Genomic DNA, 16,349 nt, shown 5'->3' with positions numbered 1-16,349 from the left:
TCTGTATTATTAAGAAAGCTTTAACCAGTTATCGACCCATTTGCGGGCTTCCTGCCAGTCATTGACCCGGATGACTCCTTCAGGGATGTTGTCCTGATTGTAGGGAGTGTTGAAGAGAATGACAGGGATGTTCAATTCTTCATGAATTGATACTGCATTATCATGTTTATCTTCGAAGAATATATCTACATCATATTTCTCAGCTGTTGACACTTTATCATGGGAGCCGATCAATTCAATGTGATGATAAAGAAGGTCCTGGTAATTGAACCATTCCTTTGTAAGCTCCAATAAATGTGATGGACGTGCGCTGATAAAATAAAGTTCATGGATATCTTTCCAATTGTCCAGTACGGTTTTTGCACCTTGTGCTAAAGGAGATTCCTTGTATATGGTACCTTCCGTTTTCTTGAACCATTTCCCAAATACTTCCGGTGTTATATTTAAAACTTCTGTTAATTCATACTGTGTGATGTCATTTAAAGTCAAATTTAAGTTGAACTCCTTATTGATGAAGGGAAGGAGAGAGGTTGGACATGTCACAGTACCATCAATATCTATACCAAATCTTTTCTTCATTTGTACATCTCCTTAAGTTTCTACTACAAAACAAAGTGTACCATATTCCTGCTGGTAATAGGGTATACGTCTTTTTTGTGCTTCATGATTGACAATCATTAGCATAGGTAAAAATACGGACTTTGACAAACACTAATAGTGCTCCTGAACACGGAAAGCGAGGGATTGTGTAATGGATAATGAGAGACGCAAAAATGACAGCGTTAATCAAGATCTTCAGAATATAGACATCTATAATGACTATATCAATGTGAATGACAATCCGGAAGTTGAAGTGGTTCAAAACAAGTATAATGAAGAAACTGCAGCAGAACTTACAACTCCGATGGCGCTTGGAAGCGACTTTGAAAAGGATTCAGCTGAAGAAACCACTGCCTCAGGCAGGATTCTGGGATATTCAGCATTGGCTCTTTCCATTTTGTCGCTATTCATAGTCCCTGTCCTTTTTGGGGCAGCAGGGATCGTTCTTGGATTTGTGGCCAGACGAAGAGGTTCAGATGCTCTTGGGGCATGGGCTATCGGAATCGGTGCCGTCTCCATCATTGTTGGAATCTTTGTCCTGCCGTTCTTCTAGACAAATGTTATCCGGAATTGGGAGCATCCGGAAACAAAAAAAGCATGGCTGATATTCAGCCATGCTTTTTATTATACTTCCTGCTTTTCTTCTTCTTCTCTTTGTTTTCTGTAGTGTTCTTCAGCTAGAATATCGATTTCCTTCTTAAGTTCTTCCACCATTGTTTCTTCAGGAACTTTTCTGACCGTTTTACCATGGCGGAAGAGCAATCCTTCTCCGCGTGCACCGGCAATGCCGATATCAGCCTCTCTTGCTTCACCCGGTCCGTTTACCGCACAGCCGAGAACAGCAACCTTGATTGGCGCTTTAATTTTGGAGATGTATTCTTCTACTTCATTGGCAATGCTGATTAGATCGATTTCAATCCTTCCGCAAGTAGGGCAGGAAATCAATGTAGCGGCATTTGAGGCTAAGCCGAATGACTTCAAAAGCTCTCTTGCTACTTTTACCTCTTCAACAGGATCCGCACTCAACGAGATGCGAAGAGTGTTACCGATACCTTTGCTTAACAAAGCTCCAAGACCCGCGGCACTTTTGACTGTACCGGCAAAAAGTGTACCTGACTCAGTGATTCCCAGGTGCAATGGATAATCAAATGTCTGTGCTGCCTTGGTATACGCTTCGATGGCAAGATTAACATCTGATGCTTTCATTGAGACAATGATGTCATGGAAATCAAGGTCCTCAAGAATCTTGATATGATGAAGCGCACTCTCTACCATGCCGTCTGCTGTCGGGTATCCATATTTTTGAATGATCTTTCTTTCAAGGCTTCCTGCGTTTACTCCGATACGGATTGGAATGCCTTTTTCTTTGGCCGCTTTGACTACTGCTTCAACCTTTTCCCTGCGTCCGATATTACCAGGGTTGATTCTGATTTTATCTGCTCCGCCTTCTATTGCTTTTAATGCCAGCTTGTAATCAAAATGAATATCTACCACAAGCGGAATATTGATTTGTTTCTTTATATCGGCGATCGCATTAGCTGCCCTTTCATCGGGACAAGCGACACGGACTACCTGGCATCCCGCTTCTTCCAGGCGGTGGATTTCTTTGACTGTTGCTTCGACATCATGAGTCTTTGTCGTTGTCATACTTTGTATTATAAGCTCGTCATTGCCGCCGATTGTCAGGTTTCCGACTTTGACGGGACGAGTTTTAGAACGATGGATTATTTCACTCAAGGGTTATTCGCTCCTTTTGGAAAATTCATTTTTAGTGAAACAAAATAATAAGCGTACGAAAGTATTGTAACAATGTTTGCTTGGAGTTGACAAGAAATAGATGCCGTCAGAGAAGAAAACTCATTGTTGGTTCCCAGGGGTTTTTTAATCCCCAGGTTTAAACTGCTAATAAACTGGGAGTTTATAGGATTTCCCTACCTGGATATCTTGTGGAGACTGGCCTTCATTCAGAAATTCGAAATCCTCAATTAATTGATCGATTGATACAGGGAGCGGTCCATCGAGTTTTTCCTCCATTAGGGACAGAACGGTATCCCCTGATTTAATTGTTACTGAAATATACTCGATTTTAATTTCTTCTTCTGTTTCTTCAGGAGGAGACTCCTTGGATTCATTTGCAGTGACTTGGATTGCGGATTCTTCAGCTTTAGGAAGTGTACCCGCTTTTAAATCATAATATATGCTATAAGAAACAATCATAATCAATAGAAAAATACACAGCCTCTTCAAGCAGCCCGCCTCCACTTTATTAAGGGTTTAATTCAGGAAAGTGTTTCTATATAATACATTCGGTATTCATGGGCCTGTTTCCTACTATATGAAGGTTCTATATTTGTCGAAGCGGGAAAGGGACTAAAGCGGAGTATAGGATAAGGTTTCAAATTCATACGCTGCATCGGAAAGAAACTGGAGTCTTTATCAGATTCCCTTGCAGCTTTATGCAAAAAGTTTGTCGTAAAATAAAAAGGTGTCCCAAAAACTGATTTTGGGACACCTTTTCTTGTGGGACACTTAATTCATCTTCCTTTGGGGCATTTCTTTAATACTCAGATAAAGGACAATTGATGTGACAAGCCAGTCAAGGAAGAAACTTGCCGGAATAAAAGTGTTTAGCATCTCCATAATAGTGAAAAAGATGGTTGAAAGCGTTATACTGTATGCGGTGATTCTCCATGCTTGTCTGTATGGGAGTTTCCTTTTTAAAGCGTTTGCAAGCAGCATGCCGAATATAGCAAACAGGCTGACTTTGATGAAGGCCATCGCTGTTGAAAAAAGATACAGAATGATTATCAACACAGAAAGGATAATGCCCTTCAAAGAGTCAAGCGAAGACAGGAAATCTGCTATATCGGCATTATCGGCATTCAATCCTTCAAAGAGAGAATATGGATAAGTTTGTACCTCGCCTGCCGCTGCAATCGCAAACTCATCTTTTAGAAGCCCGACAGCATTCATCTCTTCACTTAATTCTGTAGATTCAACTTTGCCGCTGCTGTCCAGGACGATAGTCAACTCATCTTTTTCAACCCTCACGGGATCTTCAGATTGGGAAGTAAGGGTCCCGTTTTCAATGGTGAAAGAAGGAAGCTCTTGTTCTACTGTTTCAATGCTTTCTTCAATTGCTTCGTTAGCAAAAATTGTTAGACTATAAGCGGCAGGCAGGATAGACACTAGTACCAGGAGAAAAATATACAGAATGGTTTTTCCGATACCTTGAAAACGGAAAGCAGCTATATCCCTGGGAGAATATAGGCTCTTATACAACTGTTTGAATATGTTCATTTACTTATTACACTCCCTGAATTCTTAGTTCCTATCTCATTTTATGCTGGTATAGTGCTTTACTTCAAGCAGTTAATGAAGATTGAATCTGGAGGTTTAATGTTTTGTTAAAAAGGGTAGTGAAAAAATTTTAAAAAAGTCTTTACATTATAATGATTATGCCTTAATAATTGAAAGGGGTTTTTGTTGTTAATTGTCGAAATCTTTAATTTAGGGGTTGAAATCTTTGGAACTAAATTGGCAAGAGATGTTATTTCAATTTTTTGGCGGTCTTGGGATTTTCCTATTCGGGATCAAATACCTTGGAGATGGATTGCAGAAATCTGCGGGTGACCGTCTAAGAGATATTCTTGATAGATTCACCACAAATCCTTTCATGGGTGTTCTTGCTGGTGTCATTGTTACGGTTCTTATCCAGTCGAGCAGTGGTACTACTGTTATTACAGTCGGACTTGTAAGTGCCGGATTCATGACACTCAGGCAGGCAATTGGTGTCATCATGGGTGCCAATATCGGTACGACTGTGACAGCTTTCATCATCGGTATCGACCTTGGGGAATATGCACTTCCGATCATAGCGGTAGGTGCGGTGATGTTATTCTTCTTTAAAAATAAAAAGGTTCAATATCTCGGACAAATTGTGTTTGGCTTTGGCGGTTTATTCTATGGTTTGGAATTAATGAGCGGCGGGATGAAACCTCTGCGTTCTTTAGAAGCCTTCCATGATTTGACTGTCAGCATGAGTTCAAACCCTATTCTGGGTGTTGTAATCGGTACAGTTTTCACTGTCATCGTTCAAAGTTCTTCAGCTACAATCGGGATCCTTCAGGGATTATATGCTGAAGGATTGGTCGATATCAATGCGGCATTGCCGATTCTATTTGGTGATAATATCGGTACGACCATTACAGCGGTCTTGGCTGCAATCGGTGCTTCCGTCGCTGCCCGAAGAGCTGCTGCAACACATGTTCTATTTAACTTAATTGGAACGACCATATTCTTGATTATATTGCCGTTGTACCATAGGCTGGTTCTATTCCTTCAGGACATCTTTGGTCTCAATCCAGAAATGACGATTGCATTTGCACATGGTACCTTTAACTTGACGAATACGATTATCCAGTTTCCTTTCATCGGATTACTGGCATTGATTGTAACCAAGTTAATCCCGGGAGAAGACGCTTTGGTGGATTACAAAGCGAAACATCTCGATCCAATGTTCATCGAGCAGTCACCATCCATTGCTTTGGGACAAGCGAAAGAGGAAGTTCTTCGCATGGGTGAATTTGCAGTGAAGGGCCTTGAGGAATCAAACTGTTTCCTGAAAACAAAGCAGAATAAACATTCTGATGTTGCTTACCAAATCGAAGATGCTATTAATAATCTTGATAAAAAAATCACTAACTATTTGGTGGATATCTCAGCTGTCTCACTAACAGAAGCTGAGTCAGAGAAGCATTCAATCTTGATGGATACGGTCAGGGATATCGAACGGATCGGTGACCACTTCGAAAATATCCTTGAGCTTGTCGAGTATCAGCAAGCCAATAAAGTAAAAATCACTGAGGATGCAATGGCCGATCTGGATGGCATGTTTGAATTGACGATTGAAACTGTCAGAAAAGCTGTATCTTCATTGGACAACAATGATCACCAGATGGCACGTGAAGTCGCTGAGAAAGAAGATATGATTGACAAGATGGAACGTAAACTGCGCAAAAAGCATATCCTGCGACTTAATGAAGGATTGTGCTCCGGCCAGGCAGGAATTGTATTTGTAGACATCATCAGTAACTTGGAGCGTATCGGTGACCATGCAGTAAACATTGCGGAAGCAGTGCTTGGGGAAAATAACGAATAATTAAGTTATAATAGGACTGGCCAAGAGGTGTAATGCCTTCTGGTCAGTCTTTTTTTGTTAACTGGAGGTAAGTGAAAATGACGGTTATTTACTGGGGCATTATCATTATTTTGATTGCGGCTTCTTTTATTGGGCTGGTCTACCCGATTATCCCAAGTGTGCTTGTACTGGTTGGAGCGTTTCTTCTTTTTGGAGTATTTTTCAGTTTTGAACCGTTCAGCTGGCTGTTTTGGAGCATTCAAGGGTTATTTGTTCTCTTATTATTCGGGGCAGATTATGCTGCAAATCTAATTGGAATCAAAAAATATGGCGGCACAAAAGCCGGCATTTGGGGCAGTACGATCGGACTGATCATCGGACCCTTTATCATTCCGATAGTCGGAATCATCGCCGGACCATTCCTGGGAGCTGTAATTGGAGAAATGGTTGTCAATCGTACACGATTCAAGCAGGCCCTAAAGGTTGGAGCAGGCTCCTTAGTAGGTTTCATTTCAAGTGTTTTAACTAAGGGGATCATACAGGCCATAATGGTTATTTATTTTATTATAGTAATTTGATTCGAGGGTCTCTCTCAAAAAGGGTTAAAGGTTTAACATTAAGTATTTCAGTTTTGGTGCGGGGGTTAAAATAAGAGAAAATTTTTCCGTTAAACTTTAGAATTTAGCTGGGGAGAGGTAAATAAGGGAAGAATTTTCCGTTAAGCATGCTCAATATCCCATTTTTCATGTTTTTTAAATAAATAGCGGAAAATTGTTCCTCTATTTGACCTGTTTTTCCCGATATTTCTTAGATAAGGGAAATTTCTTCCCTTATATTAGTTCACCGCCCGCCCTGTGGAGTCGTGCCTCTGGAGCGGAAATCAATAGAAGGAATATTACCTCCTTTTTTGGTGATGATAATGATGTCATCAAACTTTTAGCTATCCGAGAGCATTTCGTTTGAAGGAATAAGCTAAATTTGGTAATCTAAAAATGAAAAGACCGGAATCGTTCAACGATTCTAAATATTACATAGGGAGGAATTTATCATGGCATTTGAATTACCGCAATTACCTTATGCTTACGATGCATTAGAACCTCATATTGACAAGGAAACAATGAATATCCACCATACTAAGCACCATAACGCTTACGTAACAAAATTGAATGATGCTCTTCAAGGAAACGACGAACTTCTCAGCAAGTCTGTAGAAGAAGTTGTTGCTAACCTTGATGCCGTTCTTGAAGGTGCCCGCACTGCAGTCCGCAATAACGGCGGCGGCCATGCGAACCACTCTTTATTCTGGACAATCCTGTCTCCAAATGGCGGCGGAAACCCTGATGGTGAACTTGCAAGCGCAATCGAAAGCAAGTTCGGCAGCTTTGAAAAGTTCAAAGAAGAATTTGCAGCTGCAGGAGCAGGCCGCTTTGGTTCCGGCTGGGCTTGGCTTGTTGTAAATAATGGTGAGCTTGAAGTAACAAGCACTCTTAACCAAGACTCTCCGCTTATGGATGGAAAAACACCTATCCTTGGATTGGATGTTTGGGAGCATGCTTACTACCTTAACTATCAAAACCGCCGTCCTGACTACATCAACGCTTTCTGGAACGTAGTAAACTGGGATGAAGTTTCTAAGCGTTTCAGCGCTGCGAAATAATTTAACTTTAATGAAGAAGGTCCTTTTTGGGACCTTCTTTTTTTAATGGGTATAACTTAACCTCCTTTTTCAAAAAATAAGCGTACGAAAAAGGGGAGTAATAAAAATGACCAGGTTTAACAGGCTTTTAGGTGATATTGAGTTAAAAAAAGATATTGTGTTCCTTCTGTTAATCGGCGGGTTATATTCAATGAGTGTCGCTTTATCGAATACATTTGTGAATATTTACTTATGGAAACAGTCAGGGGAGTTCCTGGATCTCGCCATATATAACTTAACAGTCGTCATTTTTCAGCCTTTGACATTTATATTGGCAGGGAGATGGGCAAAGAAAATAGACCGGGTAATCGTTTTAAGGATAGGAGTCATTTTTCTGGCTTCTTTCTATTTATCTGTGCTGTTTTTTGGTGAAAATGCGGGAGATAATCTGGTGATTTTAGGGGCCCTGCTTGGAATAGGCTATGGGTTTTACTGGCTTGCATTCAATGTTCTTACTTTCGAAATTACAGAACCGGAGACAAGGGATTTTTTTAATGGATTTTTAGGTACTCTCACTTCAGCAGGAGGGATGGTAGGCCCAATCCTTGCAGGGTATATCATTTCAAGGTTTACATCTTTCCAGGGGTATACCATCGTATTCGGGCTGTCTCTGGGCTTGTTTTCCCTGGCTGTTGTTTTAAGTTTCTTCCTGAAAAGGCGGCCTGCACACGGGAAATACTTCTTCAGGCGGATTCTTAAAGAGAGGCGTAATAATGAAAACTGGCGGTTGATTACAAACGCCCACTTCTTCCAGGGGTTAAGGGAAGGTACGTTTATCTTTATCATTTCGGTTTTTGTTTTCATCAGTACCGGAAGCGAGTTTGCCATTGGAACTTTTGGATTGATTAACTCGGGGATAGCATTTATCGGTTATTTTCTGACATCGCGGCTGATTAAAAAGAAGTACCGAAAAAAGTCGATTTTAGTTGGTGGCTTATTATTGTATCTGGCCATCTTTCTGATTGTTTTCGATCTGACGTACGCAAAGCTGCTAATTTATGCGGGTACAATTGCCGTTGCTTACCCTCTCTTACTCGTTCCTTATATTTCCATGACCTATGATGTGATCGGCAAAGGCTGGAAGGCTGCTGAAATGAGAATCGAATATATAGTCGTACGGGAAATCTTCATTAACCTCGGCAGAATCGTTTCCATACTGGCTTTCATGTTTGCAATCACATTTTTCAACGAGGAGAAGAGTATCCCGATACTGCTCCTGATCCTTGGTTCCGGCCACTCCATTATCTATCTGTTTGTCAGAAAGGTTAACCTTTCAACGACGTAATCACTCTAAAAAGAGAAGAGATTCCTCTTCTCTTTTTATTTAAGGAATTGGAAAATATTAATTTTAATCCCATGAGATGTTATGGGTGGAAAATGGCCTTTTTTTTCTATAATATAAAGAGTATGAGAATGATTTTACTTAGAATTACGATAGAGGAAGGACTGGAAGAGCTTGAAAAAAAATAAGAAAAAGAAAAAGACGCATGTGCCTGTTCGGATGAACATCTTGTTTTTTGCTGTCTTTTTATTATTTTCTTTACTGATCCTGCGGCTTGGAGTTGTACAGATCGTTTCAGGAGAAGAATATAAGCGTGAAGTCGAAAGAACGGAAGACGTGCTGGTCAATAACAGTGTGCCAAGAGGGAAAATTTATGATCGTGTAGGAAATGTCATTGTCGATAACACTCCGATGAATGCCATCACTTATACCCGCACACAGTCCACTAAGACAGAAGAAATCATTGATGTTGCGCGCAAACTTGCACAGTTAATCGACATGGATACGGAAGCTGTAAGGGACCGTGATAAAAAAGACTATTGGATGTTGATTAATAAAGAAGAGGCAGAGGAGAAAGTCCCTAAGAAAGAAATTGAACAAATCAGCAGTAACAAAGATTTATCTCAGGATGAAATCAATTCAAAAATTTATCAGCTGACCCTGGACAGAATAACGGAAAAAGACCTGGCTTCATTATCGAAACAAGATTTGGAAGACTTGGCTATTTTCCGGGAGATGAACAGCGGATATGCACTGTCACCGCAGATGGTGAAAAACAAAGGTGTCACACAAGAGGAATTTGCTCGTGTCAGTGAACATCTTTCTGAACTTCCAGGGGTCAATACAACGACAGACTGGGAAAGAACCTATGTGTTTGATAAAACATTGCGCTCGATACTTGGGAATGTATCTTCCTCGCGAGAAGGTCTTCCAAGGGAAATGGTAGATTACTATTTAGCAAGAGATTATACACGTAATGACCGGGTTGGGCAGACATATCTGGAATTACAATATGAAGATGTCTTAAAAGGGCAGAAAGAAAAAATTAAGAACATTACCAAAAACGGAAGTGTCCTGGAATCTGTTTTGATTCAGGAAGGGCAACGTGGGAAAGATGTTGTATTGACGATCGATATGGAACTTCAGCAGGAAGTGGAGAAGATTGTAACAGAAGAGCTGCTGAAGAATGTTCATAATCCGCAATCATCTCATCTGGACAGGGCTTTTGTTGTCATGATGGATCCCAATACTGGTGAGGTTCTGGCGATGGTTGGCAAGAAGTACGCCAAAAGTTCGGAAACGGGAAAATATGAAATCCAGGACTATGCGCTGGGAACATATACCAGCTTCTATGAGGTGGGTTCAGTAGTTAAGGGAGCTACCGTGTTAACAGGATATATGACCGGTGTTTTGACTCCAGGTGAAGTAATACGAGATGAGCCAATTAAAATTAAGGATACACCTATTAAGAAATCTTGGTATGGCGGATCTAGAACCTTGACTGACCAACAGGCTCTTGAGGTATCTTCCAACGGTTACATGTGGAAAGTAGCCATGAGAATAGCCGGTAATCCCTACTATGTCAGAGATGCTCCGATCAGCGGTTCAGCAAAAGACCTTGATAACATGAGAAATCATTTTGCTCAATTTGGTCTCGGCGTCAAAACAGGTATTGATTTGCCAGGGGAAGTTGACGGTTATAAGGGCACCTTTGATACTCCAGGTAACATGATGGATTTTGCCATTGGACAGTTCGATACCTATACACCGTTACAGCTCGCCCAATACGTTTCTACAATCGCAAACGATGGCTACCGTGTGAAGCCTCATATCCTTAAAGAAATACGCAAGCCAAGTGATGATAAGGAAAGCATGGGACCGATTGAGACAGTGGAACAGCCGCAGGTCCTGAATAGGGTGAATGTGACACAATCTCAAATGGAACATGTGCAGGGCGGTTTCTACAGGGTTTATCATAATAGTCAAGGTACCGCTTATAGTCACTTCAGAGATGCGCCGTATGTAGCAGCAGGTAAATCAGGAACCGCTGAAGCCCGTTACAGGGATCCGGTAACTGGAAAATATTATGACACATATAACACTACATTGATTGGCTATGCCCCGTATGATCAGCCGGAGGTTGCATTCTCGACGGTTGTTCCATGGTCGCATAATGGACGTCAGGATCCTTATATAAACAAGGAAATATCAAGAAAAATCATGGATGCTTACTATGAACTGAAGAAAAAACGTGAAGATGAAGGCTTGAACTCTTCCGAGGTTGAACGCAAAGTTGAAAATGTAGATGATGCGGAACAACTTCAGGAAGAAACCAGACAAGAAAATGCCGAGGGCGAAAGTACAGAAGAAAATACTACTGAAGATTAACACTTATTTTTAGGGACCTTCCAGAATGGGAAGGTTCCTTTTTTTATTCTCAAGAATGAATTTGATGGGTGTGGCCTATAAAGTATGAAAATAAACATGAAAAAAGTCGAATTTACAAAACCTTTACATTCGATTAAAACCGGATTAACACTTCTCTATTATTCTAGTACTCGTAGGAAAGATAAAAACAAAATTTCTTTAGGGGGAATTTAGGAATGAAGAACTTCAAAGGACTACTTCTATTAGTAGTAATGGCAGTTGTAGTGATGTTCACTGCTGCTTGTGGATCTAACAACGGAAACAACGCTGCCAGCAATGGCGGAAATGGTGAAGGCGGAGAATCAATCGAAGGAAGCGTAGTAATCGATGGTTCTGGAACAGTTTATCCGTTCATGGCTCAAATGGCAGAAAACTATATGACTGAAAATGAAGATGTTTCTGTAGAAGTAAGCCGTGCAGGTACATCTGCAGGATTCAAGAAGTTCTTAGTTGAAGAAGGCGGAACAGACTTCAACGATGCATCCCGTCAAATCAAGGACGAAGAGAAAGCTCAAGCTGAAGAACTTGGCATTGATCCAATGGAATTCCAAGTAGCTCTGGATGGTTTGACTTTCGTCATCAACCCTGAAAATGACTGGGCAACTGAAATGACTCAAGAAGAAGTGGTTAACATCTTCCTTGCTGAAGGCGGAGTAACAAAATGGTCTGATATTAACCCTGAATGGCCGGATGAAGAAATCAAGCCGATGGGTCCGAACGAAAACCATGGTACGAATGAATTTATGTACGAAACAATCATGGAAGAAAAAGATTTTGTAGACAGCATCAACTTGCAGCAAGAGTACTCTACGCTGGTTGACCTTGTTTCAAAAGATGAGAACGCAATTGCATTCTTCGGTTACGGTTATTATGAAAACAACAAAGACAAGCTTAAAGCAGTTTCAGTTGACTTTGGTAATGGTCCTGTTGAACCAAGCCTGGAAACGATCGGTTTGAATGATGCGCCATATGCACCATTCACTCGTCCGGTATTCACTTACCTGAACGTAAATATGGCTAAAGAAAAACCGCAGGTTCTTGATTATGCTAAATTCATTATGAACAACGCACAAGACGTGGCTGCGGAAACTGGGTTTGCACCACTGTCAGATGAAACAATTGAAGAGAACCTTTCTAAACTAGAAGAAATTCAATAATAATTGAGTGATAATCAACGCTCAGAAGATGAGAAGCGAAACCTTTCTCATCTTCTTGTGTGTTTTATATAGTCAGGAATTTTCTTCCTGAAGGGATGAAGGATGAAAGGGGTTATCAACATGAAGGATCCAGGATTGAATGGCAAATTGAATGTCCGGGAAATGATTGAGGAAAAGAAGAGTACCGTAAACATCAATTCTGTCATGGAAAAATTCGTTCCAAAGTTTTTATTTGCCATTGCGGCAATTTCCATTTTTACGACTATTGGAATCGTTATTACTTTATTGACTGAAACGGTTAACTTTTTTAGAGATGTTCCATTTTTAGATTTCTTTACCGGGACAGAGTTGAATCCGATCGGAAGAGAACCGCAGTTTGGGGTGCTGCCGTTACTGACAGGGACAATCATTTCTTCTGTCATTGCTATGTTCGTAGCAATTCCGGTAGGGTTGATGTCAGCCGTTTATTTAAGTGAATATGCATCAGAAAGAGTAAGAAGAACACTGAAGCCTATATTGGAAATTCTTGCAGGGATACCGACAATAGTGTATGGATTCTTTGCATTTACATTTGTAACTCCTCTATTAAGATCATTTATTCCTGCGCTGGAGCCCACTAATATCCTCAGTCCAGGAATAGTAATGGGAATCATGATCATCCCGATGGTGGCATCTCTTTCTGAGGATGCTATGAGTTCTGTACCTAACTCAATGAGAGAAGGAGCCCTTGCACTTGGTGCAACAAAACTCGAGGTAACTTGGAAAGTAGTTATTCCTGCTGCTATTTCTGGTATTATCTCTTCCTTTGTTCTTGGAATTTCCCGTGCGATTGGTGAAACAATGATTGTCACGATTGCATCCGGAAGTAATAAGAACTTTACATTTGATATTACCCAGTCCATGCAGACAATGACAGCGTATATCGTAGAAGTGACCGGCGGTGAAGCAGCGGCTGGAACAACCATCTACTATAGTTTATATGCAGTCGCAATGACATTGTTTGTCTTTACATTAATTATGAATCTAATTGCGCAATATATTTCTCGAAGATTCAGGGAGGAATATTAATTATGAAATATGTAGACTCAGCACAAGTGCAAAAGCAGATGGGAACTCGATTATTTAAAAATAAGCTTGCCAAGACACTTTTCTTGCTATCAATCTTATTTGGATTAGTAGTATTAGTTACATTGATTTACCGAGTAGCTGCTGACAGTATCGGATGGCTTGATCTGCAATTCCTATCCGGTAAACTGTCCGTCAATCCTGAAAAGGCGGGTATCATGGGAGCAATACTTGGTACCCTCTGGTTGATGGTGGTGGTGGCGCCTGTGACAATGTTCCTGGGTGTCGGAACGGCGATTTATCTTGAAGAATATGCAAAAGAAGGCAAGCTAAAGAACATTATCCAAACCAATATTAGTAACCTTGCCGGTGTTCCATCGGTCGTATTCGGAATCCTGGGTTTGACTGTGTTCGTCCGAATGGCTGATTTAGGAAACATTGTCCTGGCCGGCGGATTGACAATGTCCTTGCTTGTACTTCCAATTGTAGTGGTGGCAAGTCAGGAAGCTTTAAGAGCAGTTCCTCAGTTTCTTAGAGAAGCTTCCTATGGAATGGGCGCGACAAAATGGCAGACGGTTAAAAATATTGTTTTGCCTACAGCAATACCTGGAATTTTAACTGGTGTTATCCTGGCGTTATCACGAGCAATCGGGGAGACTGCCCCGCTTGTTGTTATCGGAATTCCAGCCCTATTGATACCTCTGCCGGAAGGCGTTTTTGACAAATTCACCGTAATGCCTATGCAGATTTATTATTGGACGGTCGACTCTGCTTTGACAGATGAATATGCATTTTTAGCGGCGGCTACAATTGTTGTCTTATTGATTGTGTTGTTTGCTATGAACTCAATCGCAATCATCATCAGAAACAAATTTCAAAAGAGATTTTAATCTTAGGAGGTTTTTTCAATGGCAGTACTATCTGATAACGAGAAAAAAAGTAAGGTTACTTTAAATGAAGACATAAATAGCAGCAAGAAAAAGAGCGTGGTATATGAAACAAAAGACCTTAACCTTTGGTACGGTGAAGACAAGGCGTTGAAAAATATCAACCTTGCGATAAATGAGAATGAAGTGACGGCGATTATCGGACCATCCGGCTGCGGTAAATCCACATTCATCAAGACCCTTAACAGAATGGTCGAATTGATTCCAGTTGTCCGAATTTCTGGTGAAATCAATTATAGAAACAAAAGTATCCTGGATAAGTCCTTTATGGTTGAAGACTTAAGAACAAAAGTTGGAATGGTATTCCAGAAACCAAATCCATTTCCAAAATCCATTTATGATAACGTTGCTTATGGACCAAGGATCCATGGCATCAAAAATAAAAAGGTTCTGGACGAAATTGTTGAAAAAAGCTTACGTGGCGCCGCTATATGGGATGAAGTAAAAGACCGCTTAAAAGAAAATGCTTACGGACTTTCAGGCGGTCAGCAGCAGCGTCTGTGTATTGCCCGCTGTTTGGCTATTGAACCAGATGTCATCCTTATGGATGAACCGACATCTGCATTAGATCCAATTTCAACTCTAAAAGTGGAAGAACTGGTTCAAGATCTGAAAAAAGACTACAGCATCATTATCGTTACGCACAATATGCAGCAAGCAGCCCGTATCTCAGATAAAACGGCCTTCTTCCTGAATGGGGAAGTCATCGAATTCGACAAAACGGATACCATCTTCTCTACTCCAAGCGATAAAAGGACAGAAGATTATATTTCAGGTAGATTCGGTTGATTGGGAAAATATCCTTAGTGTCTTGCTAAGGGTATTTTCATATGAAGGTAAATGAATTCTTTAATAAAACAATCGGAGGGGTAATAATGGCTAGAGGAAAATTTGATGAAAGTTTACAGGATCTGCAGTCAAAATTAATGGAACTTGGCAGACTTGCCAATACAGCACTTGATGCAAGTGTAAAAGCTCTTGAAGAACAGGATATCGAAAAAGCGTTGGAGATCATTGAAGATGATACACATGCAGACCTGTTAGAAGAAGAAATCAATGATATTGCCATTTTGCTGATTGCAAAACAACAGCCTGTAGCGACAGATTTGCGCCGCATCATTGTAACCATAAAAGTTGCTTCAGATATTGAAAGGATTGCTGACTTCGCTGTCAATATTGCAAAATCCACGATTAGAATCGGTAAGGAACCATTGATAAAGCCTATACAAAATATCAAAAAAATGTACTCTCTTACATCTAATATGATTAATCTGACACTTGAGTCCTTTGTGGAAGAAGATGTTGTAAAGGCAAAGAAAATTGCTGACCTTGACGATGAAGTGGATGATTTGTATGGCGAAACCATCAGGGAGCTGCTTACATTGAATAAGCAAAAGCCTGAATTCACTGACCAGATTACACAGTTATCTTTTATTTGCCGATATCTTGAACGTGCTGCTGATCATGCGACAAACGTAGCGGAAGGTGTTTTTTATCTTGTCAAAGGCAGACGCTTTGATTTAAATGCATGAGTATTGAAAAAGGCAGCCTCTAAAGGGCTGCCTTTTTACTCTGTTAATAGGGTTGATATTTCCTCCAATGTCATCTCAGAATGAAGTTTGTATTCACCTATTTGAATTTTATTTGCCAGGCCGCTGTTAACAAGGTAACTGTTCAGGTCGCTGGCATTCCGAATGATTCCGCTGCTCTCCAGTTCTTCTGCAATTTCAATCGGTGTCATGCCGGGAGAAACGGTTAAAGAGATTTCACTTCCGGCAGCACCGTTATTTTTCTCTATTTCTTTCTCTTGATCTTCAGCATTGGTCTCACTTAGCTCTTTAACCTGTTTCTTTAAGTTTGATAATTCTTCTTTACGTTTTGTTTCCTCTTCTTCTGTAAGGATGATATATCCCTCTTCATTCAGAAGTTTTACAGGGTCTTTGTTAATTTTATTAAAGTAAGAAAAAATGACAAGTATAACAGCAGAAAGAAATATTCCGGCTGCAAAAGCCCTCGTACTTTGCTTGTTCATGAA

At 40.5% G+C, this 16,349-nt stretch carries 16 protein-coding genes; 11 read left to right on the top strand and 5 right to left on the bottom strand.

Annotated features, from left to right (window positions below; genetic code table 11):
- Positions 1–9: 9 nt before the first annotated feature.
- Positions 10–579, bottom strand: coding sequence for a hypothetical protein (locus tag ACOJQI_RS16520; RefSeq protein WP_421379878.1), 570 nt, complete (start codon positions 577–579; stop codon positions 10–12).
- Between the two features lie 172 nt (positions 580–751).
- Between ACOJQI_RS16520 and ACOJQI_RS16515 the strand changes: the two genes are divergently transcribed.
- Positions 752–1,153 (top strand): DUF4190 domain-containing protein, encoded by a 402-nt coding sequence (locus ACOJQI_RS16515; RefSeq protein WP_421379876.1) that lies wholly within the window; start codon positions 752–754, stop codon positions 1,151–1,153.
- Between the two features lie 71 nt (positions 1,154–1,224).
- Here ACOJQI_RS16515 and ispG read toward each other — a convergent pair whose 3' ends face one another.
- The 3 genes from ispG to ACOJQI_RS16500 all read right to left on the bottom strand — a co-directional run bounded on the left by ispG (position 1,225) and on the right by ACOJQI_RS16500 (position 3,900).
- Positions 1,225–2,337, bottom strand: coding sequence for a flavodoxin-dependent (E)-4-hydroxy-3-methylbut-2-enyl-diphosphate synthase (gene ispG, locus ACOJQI_RS16510; protein WP_119548256.1), 1,113 nt, complete (start codon positions 2,335–2,337; stop codon positions 1,225–1,227).
- Between the two features lie 165 nt (positions 2,338–2,502).
- On the bottom strand, positions 2,503–2,847 hold the full coding sequence (locus tag ACOJQI_RS16505; protein WP_421379874.1) for a hypothetical protein: 345 nt from the start codon (positions 2,845–2,847) through the stop codon (positions 2,503–2,505).
- Between the two features lie 282 nt (positions 2,848–3,129).
- Positions 3,130–3,900: a DUF1189 domain-containing protein gene (locus ACOJQI_RS16500; protein WP_421379872.1), complete on the bottom strand. Its 771-nt coding sequence runs from the start codon at positions 3,898–3,900 to the stop codon at positions 3,130–3,132.
- Between the two features lie 247 nt (positions 3,901–4,147).
- On the opposite strand from ACOJQI_RS16500, the gene ACOJQI_RS16495 reads away from it, so the two are divergent.
- From ACOJQI_RS16495 to phoU, 10 genes are all read left to right on the top strand, one after another.
- Entirely contained in the window at positions 4,148–5,761 is a 1,614-nt protein-coding gene (locus tag ACOJQI_RS16495; protein WP_421385494.1) for a Na/Pi cotransporter family protein, read from the top strand.
- A gap of 77 nt (positions 5,762–5,838) precedes the next feature.
- Positions 5,839–6,318: a DUF456 domain-containing protein gene (locus ACOJQI_RS16490; RefSeq protein WP_421379870.1), complete on the top strand. Its 480-nt coding sequence runs from the start codon at positions 5,839–5,841 to the stop codon at positions 6,316–6,318.
- Positions 6,319–6,788: 470 nt separating this feature from the next.
- Positions 6,789–7,397, top strand: coding sequence for a superoxide dismutase (locus ACOJQI_RS16485; RefSeq protein ID WP_421379868.1), 609 nt, complete (start codon positions 6,789–6,791; stop codon positions 7,395–7,397).
- A 106-nt stretch (positions 7,398–7,503) separates the two neighbouring features.
- Complete coding sequence (locus ACOJQI_RS16480) at positions 7,504–8,721, top strand: MFS transporter (protein ID WP_421379865.1); 1,218 nt, start codon at positions 7,504–7,506, stop codon at positions 8,719–8,721.
- A 216-nt stretch (positions 8,722–8,937) separates the two neighbouring features.
- Positions 8,938–11,106, top strand: a complete 2,169-nt coding sequence (locus ACOJQI_RS16475; RefSeq protein ID WP_421385493.1) for a peptidoglycan D,D-transpeptidase FtsI family protein — start codon at positions 8,938–8,940, stop codon at positions 11,104–11,106.
- A 215-nt stretch (positions 11,107–11,321) separates the two neighbouring features.
- Positions 11,322–12,302 (top strand): PstS family phosphate ABC transporter substrate-binding protein, encoded by a 981-nt coding sequence (locus ACOJQI_RS16470; RefSeq protein WP_421379862.1) that lies wholly within the window; start codon positions 11,322–11,324, stop codon positions 12,300–12,302.
- Between the two features lie 120 nt (positions 12,303–12,422).
- Entirely contained in the window at positions 12,423–13,370 is a 948-nt protein-coding gene (gene pstC / locus ACOJQI_RS16465; RefSeq protein ID WP_421379860.1) for a phosphate ABC transporter permease subunit PstC, read from the top strand.
- A gap of 2 nt (positions 13,371–13,372) precedes the next feature.
- Entirely contained in the window at positions 13,373–14,257 is an 885-nt protein-coding gene (pstA, locus tag ACOJQI_RS16460) for a phosphate ABC transporter permease PstA (RefSeq protein WP_421379858.1), read from the top strand.
- 18 nt (positions 14,258–14,275) lie between these two features.
- A complete protein-coding gene (gene pstB, locus ACOJQI_RS16455; RefSeq protein ID WP_421379856.1) occupies positions 14,276–15,103 on the top strand; it encodes a phosphate ABC transporter ATP-binding protein PstB in 828 nt (275 codons plus the stop codon).
- Between the two features lie 86 nt (positions 15,104–15,189).
- Positions 15,190–15,846, top strand: a complete 657-nt coding sequence (gene phoU, locus ACOJQI_RS16450; RefSeq protein WP_421379854.1) for a phosphate signaling complex protein PhoU — start codon at positions 15,190–15,192, stop codon at positions 15,844–15,846.
- A gap of 35 nt (positions 15,847–15,881) precedes the next feature.
- On the opposite strand, the gene ACOJQI_RS16445 is transcribed toward phoU, so the two are convergent.
- The gene (locus ACOJQI_RS16445) at positions 15,882–16,346 is read right to left on the bottom strand and encodes a hypothetical protein (protein WP_421379852.1); all 465 of its coding nucleotides are present in this window, start codon (positions 16,344–16,346) and stop codon (positions 15,882–15,884) included.
- Positions 16,347–16,349: the final 3 nt, after the last annotated feature.

Source organism: Bacillus salacetis (assembly GCF_049177075.1).
Classification (GTDB): domain Bacteria; phylum Bacillota; class Bacilli; order Bacillales; family Bacillaceae_B; genus Rossellomorea; species Rossellomorea salacetis_A.
Note: the sequence above shows the minus strand (reverse complement) of the source record. Positions and strands in the feature narration are given on the sequence as shown.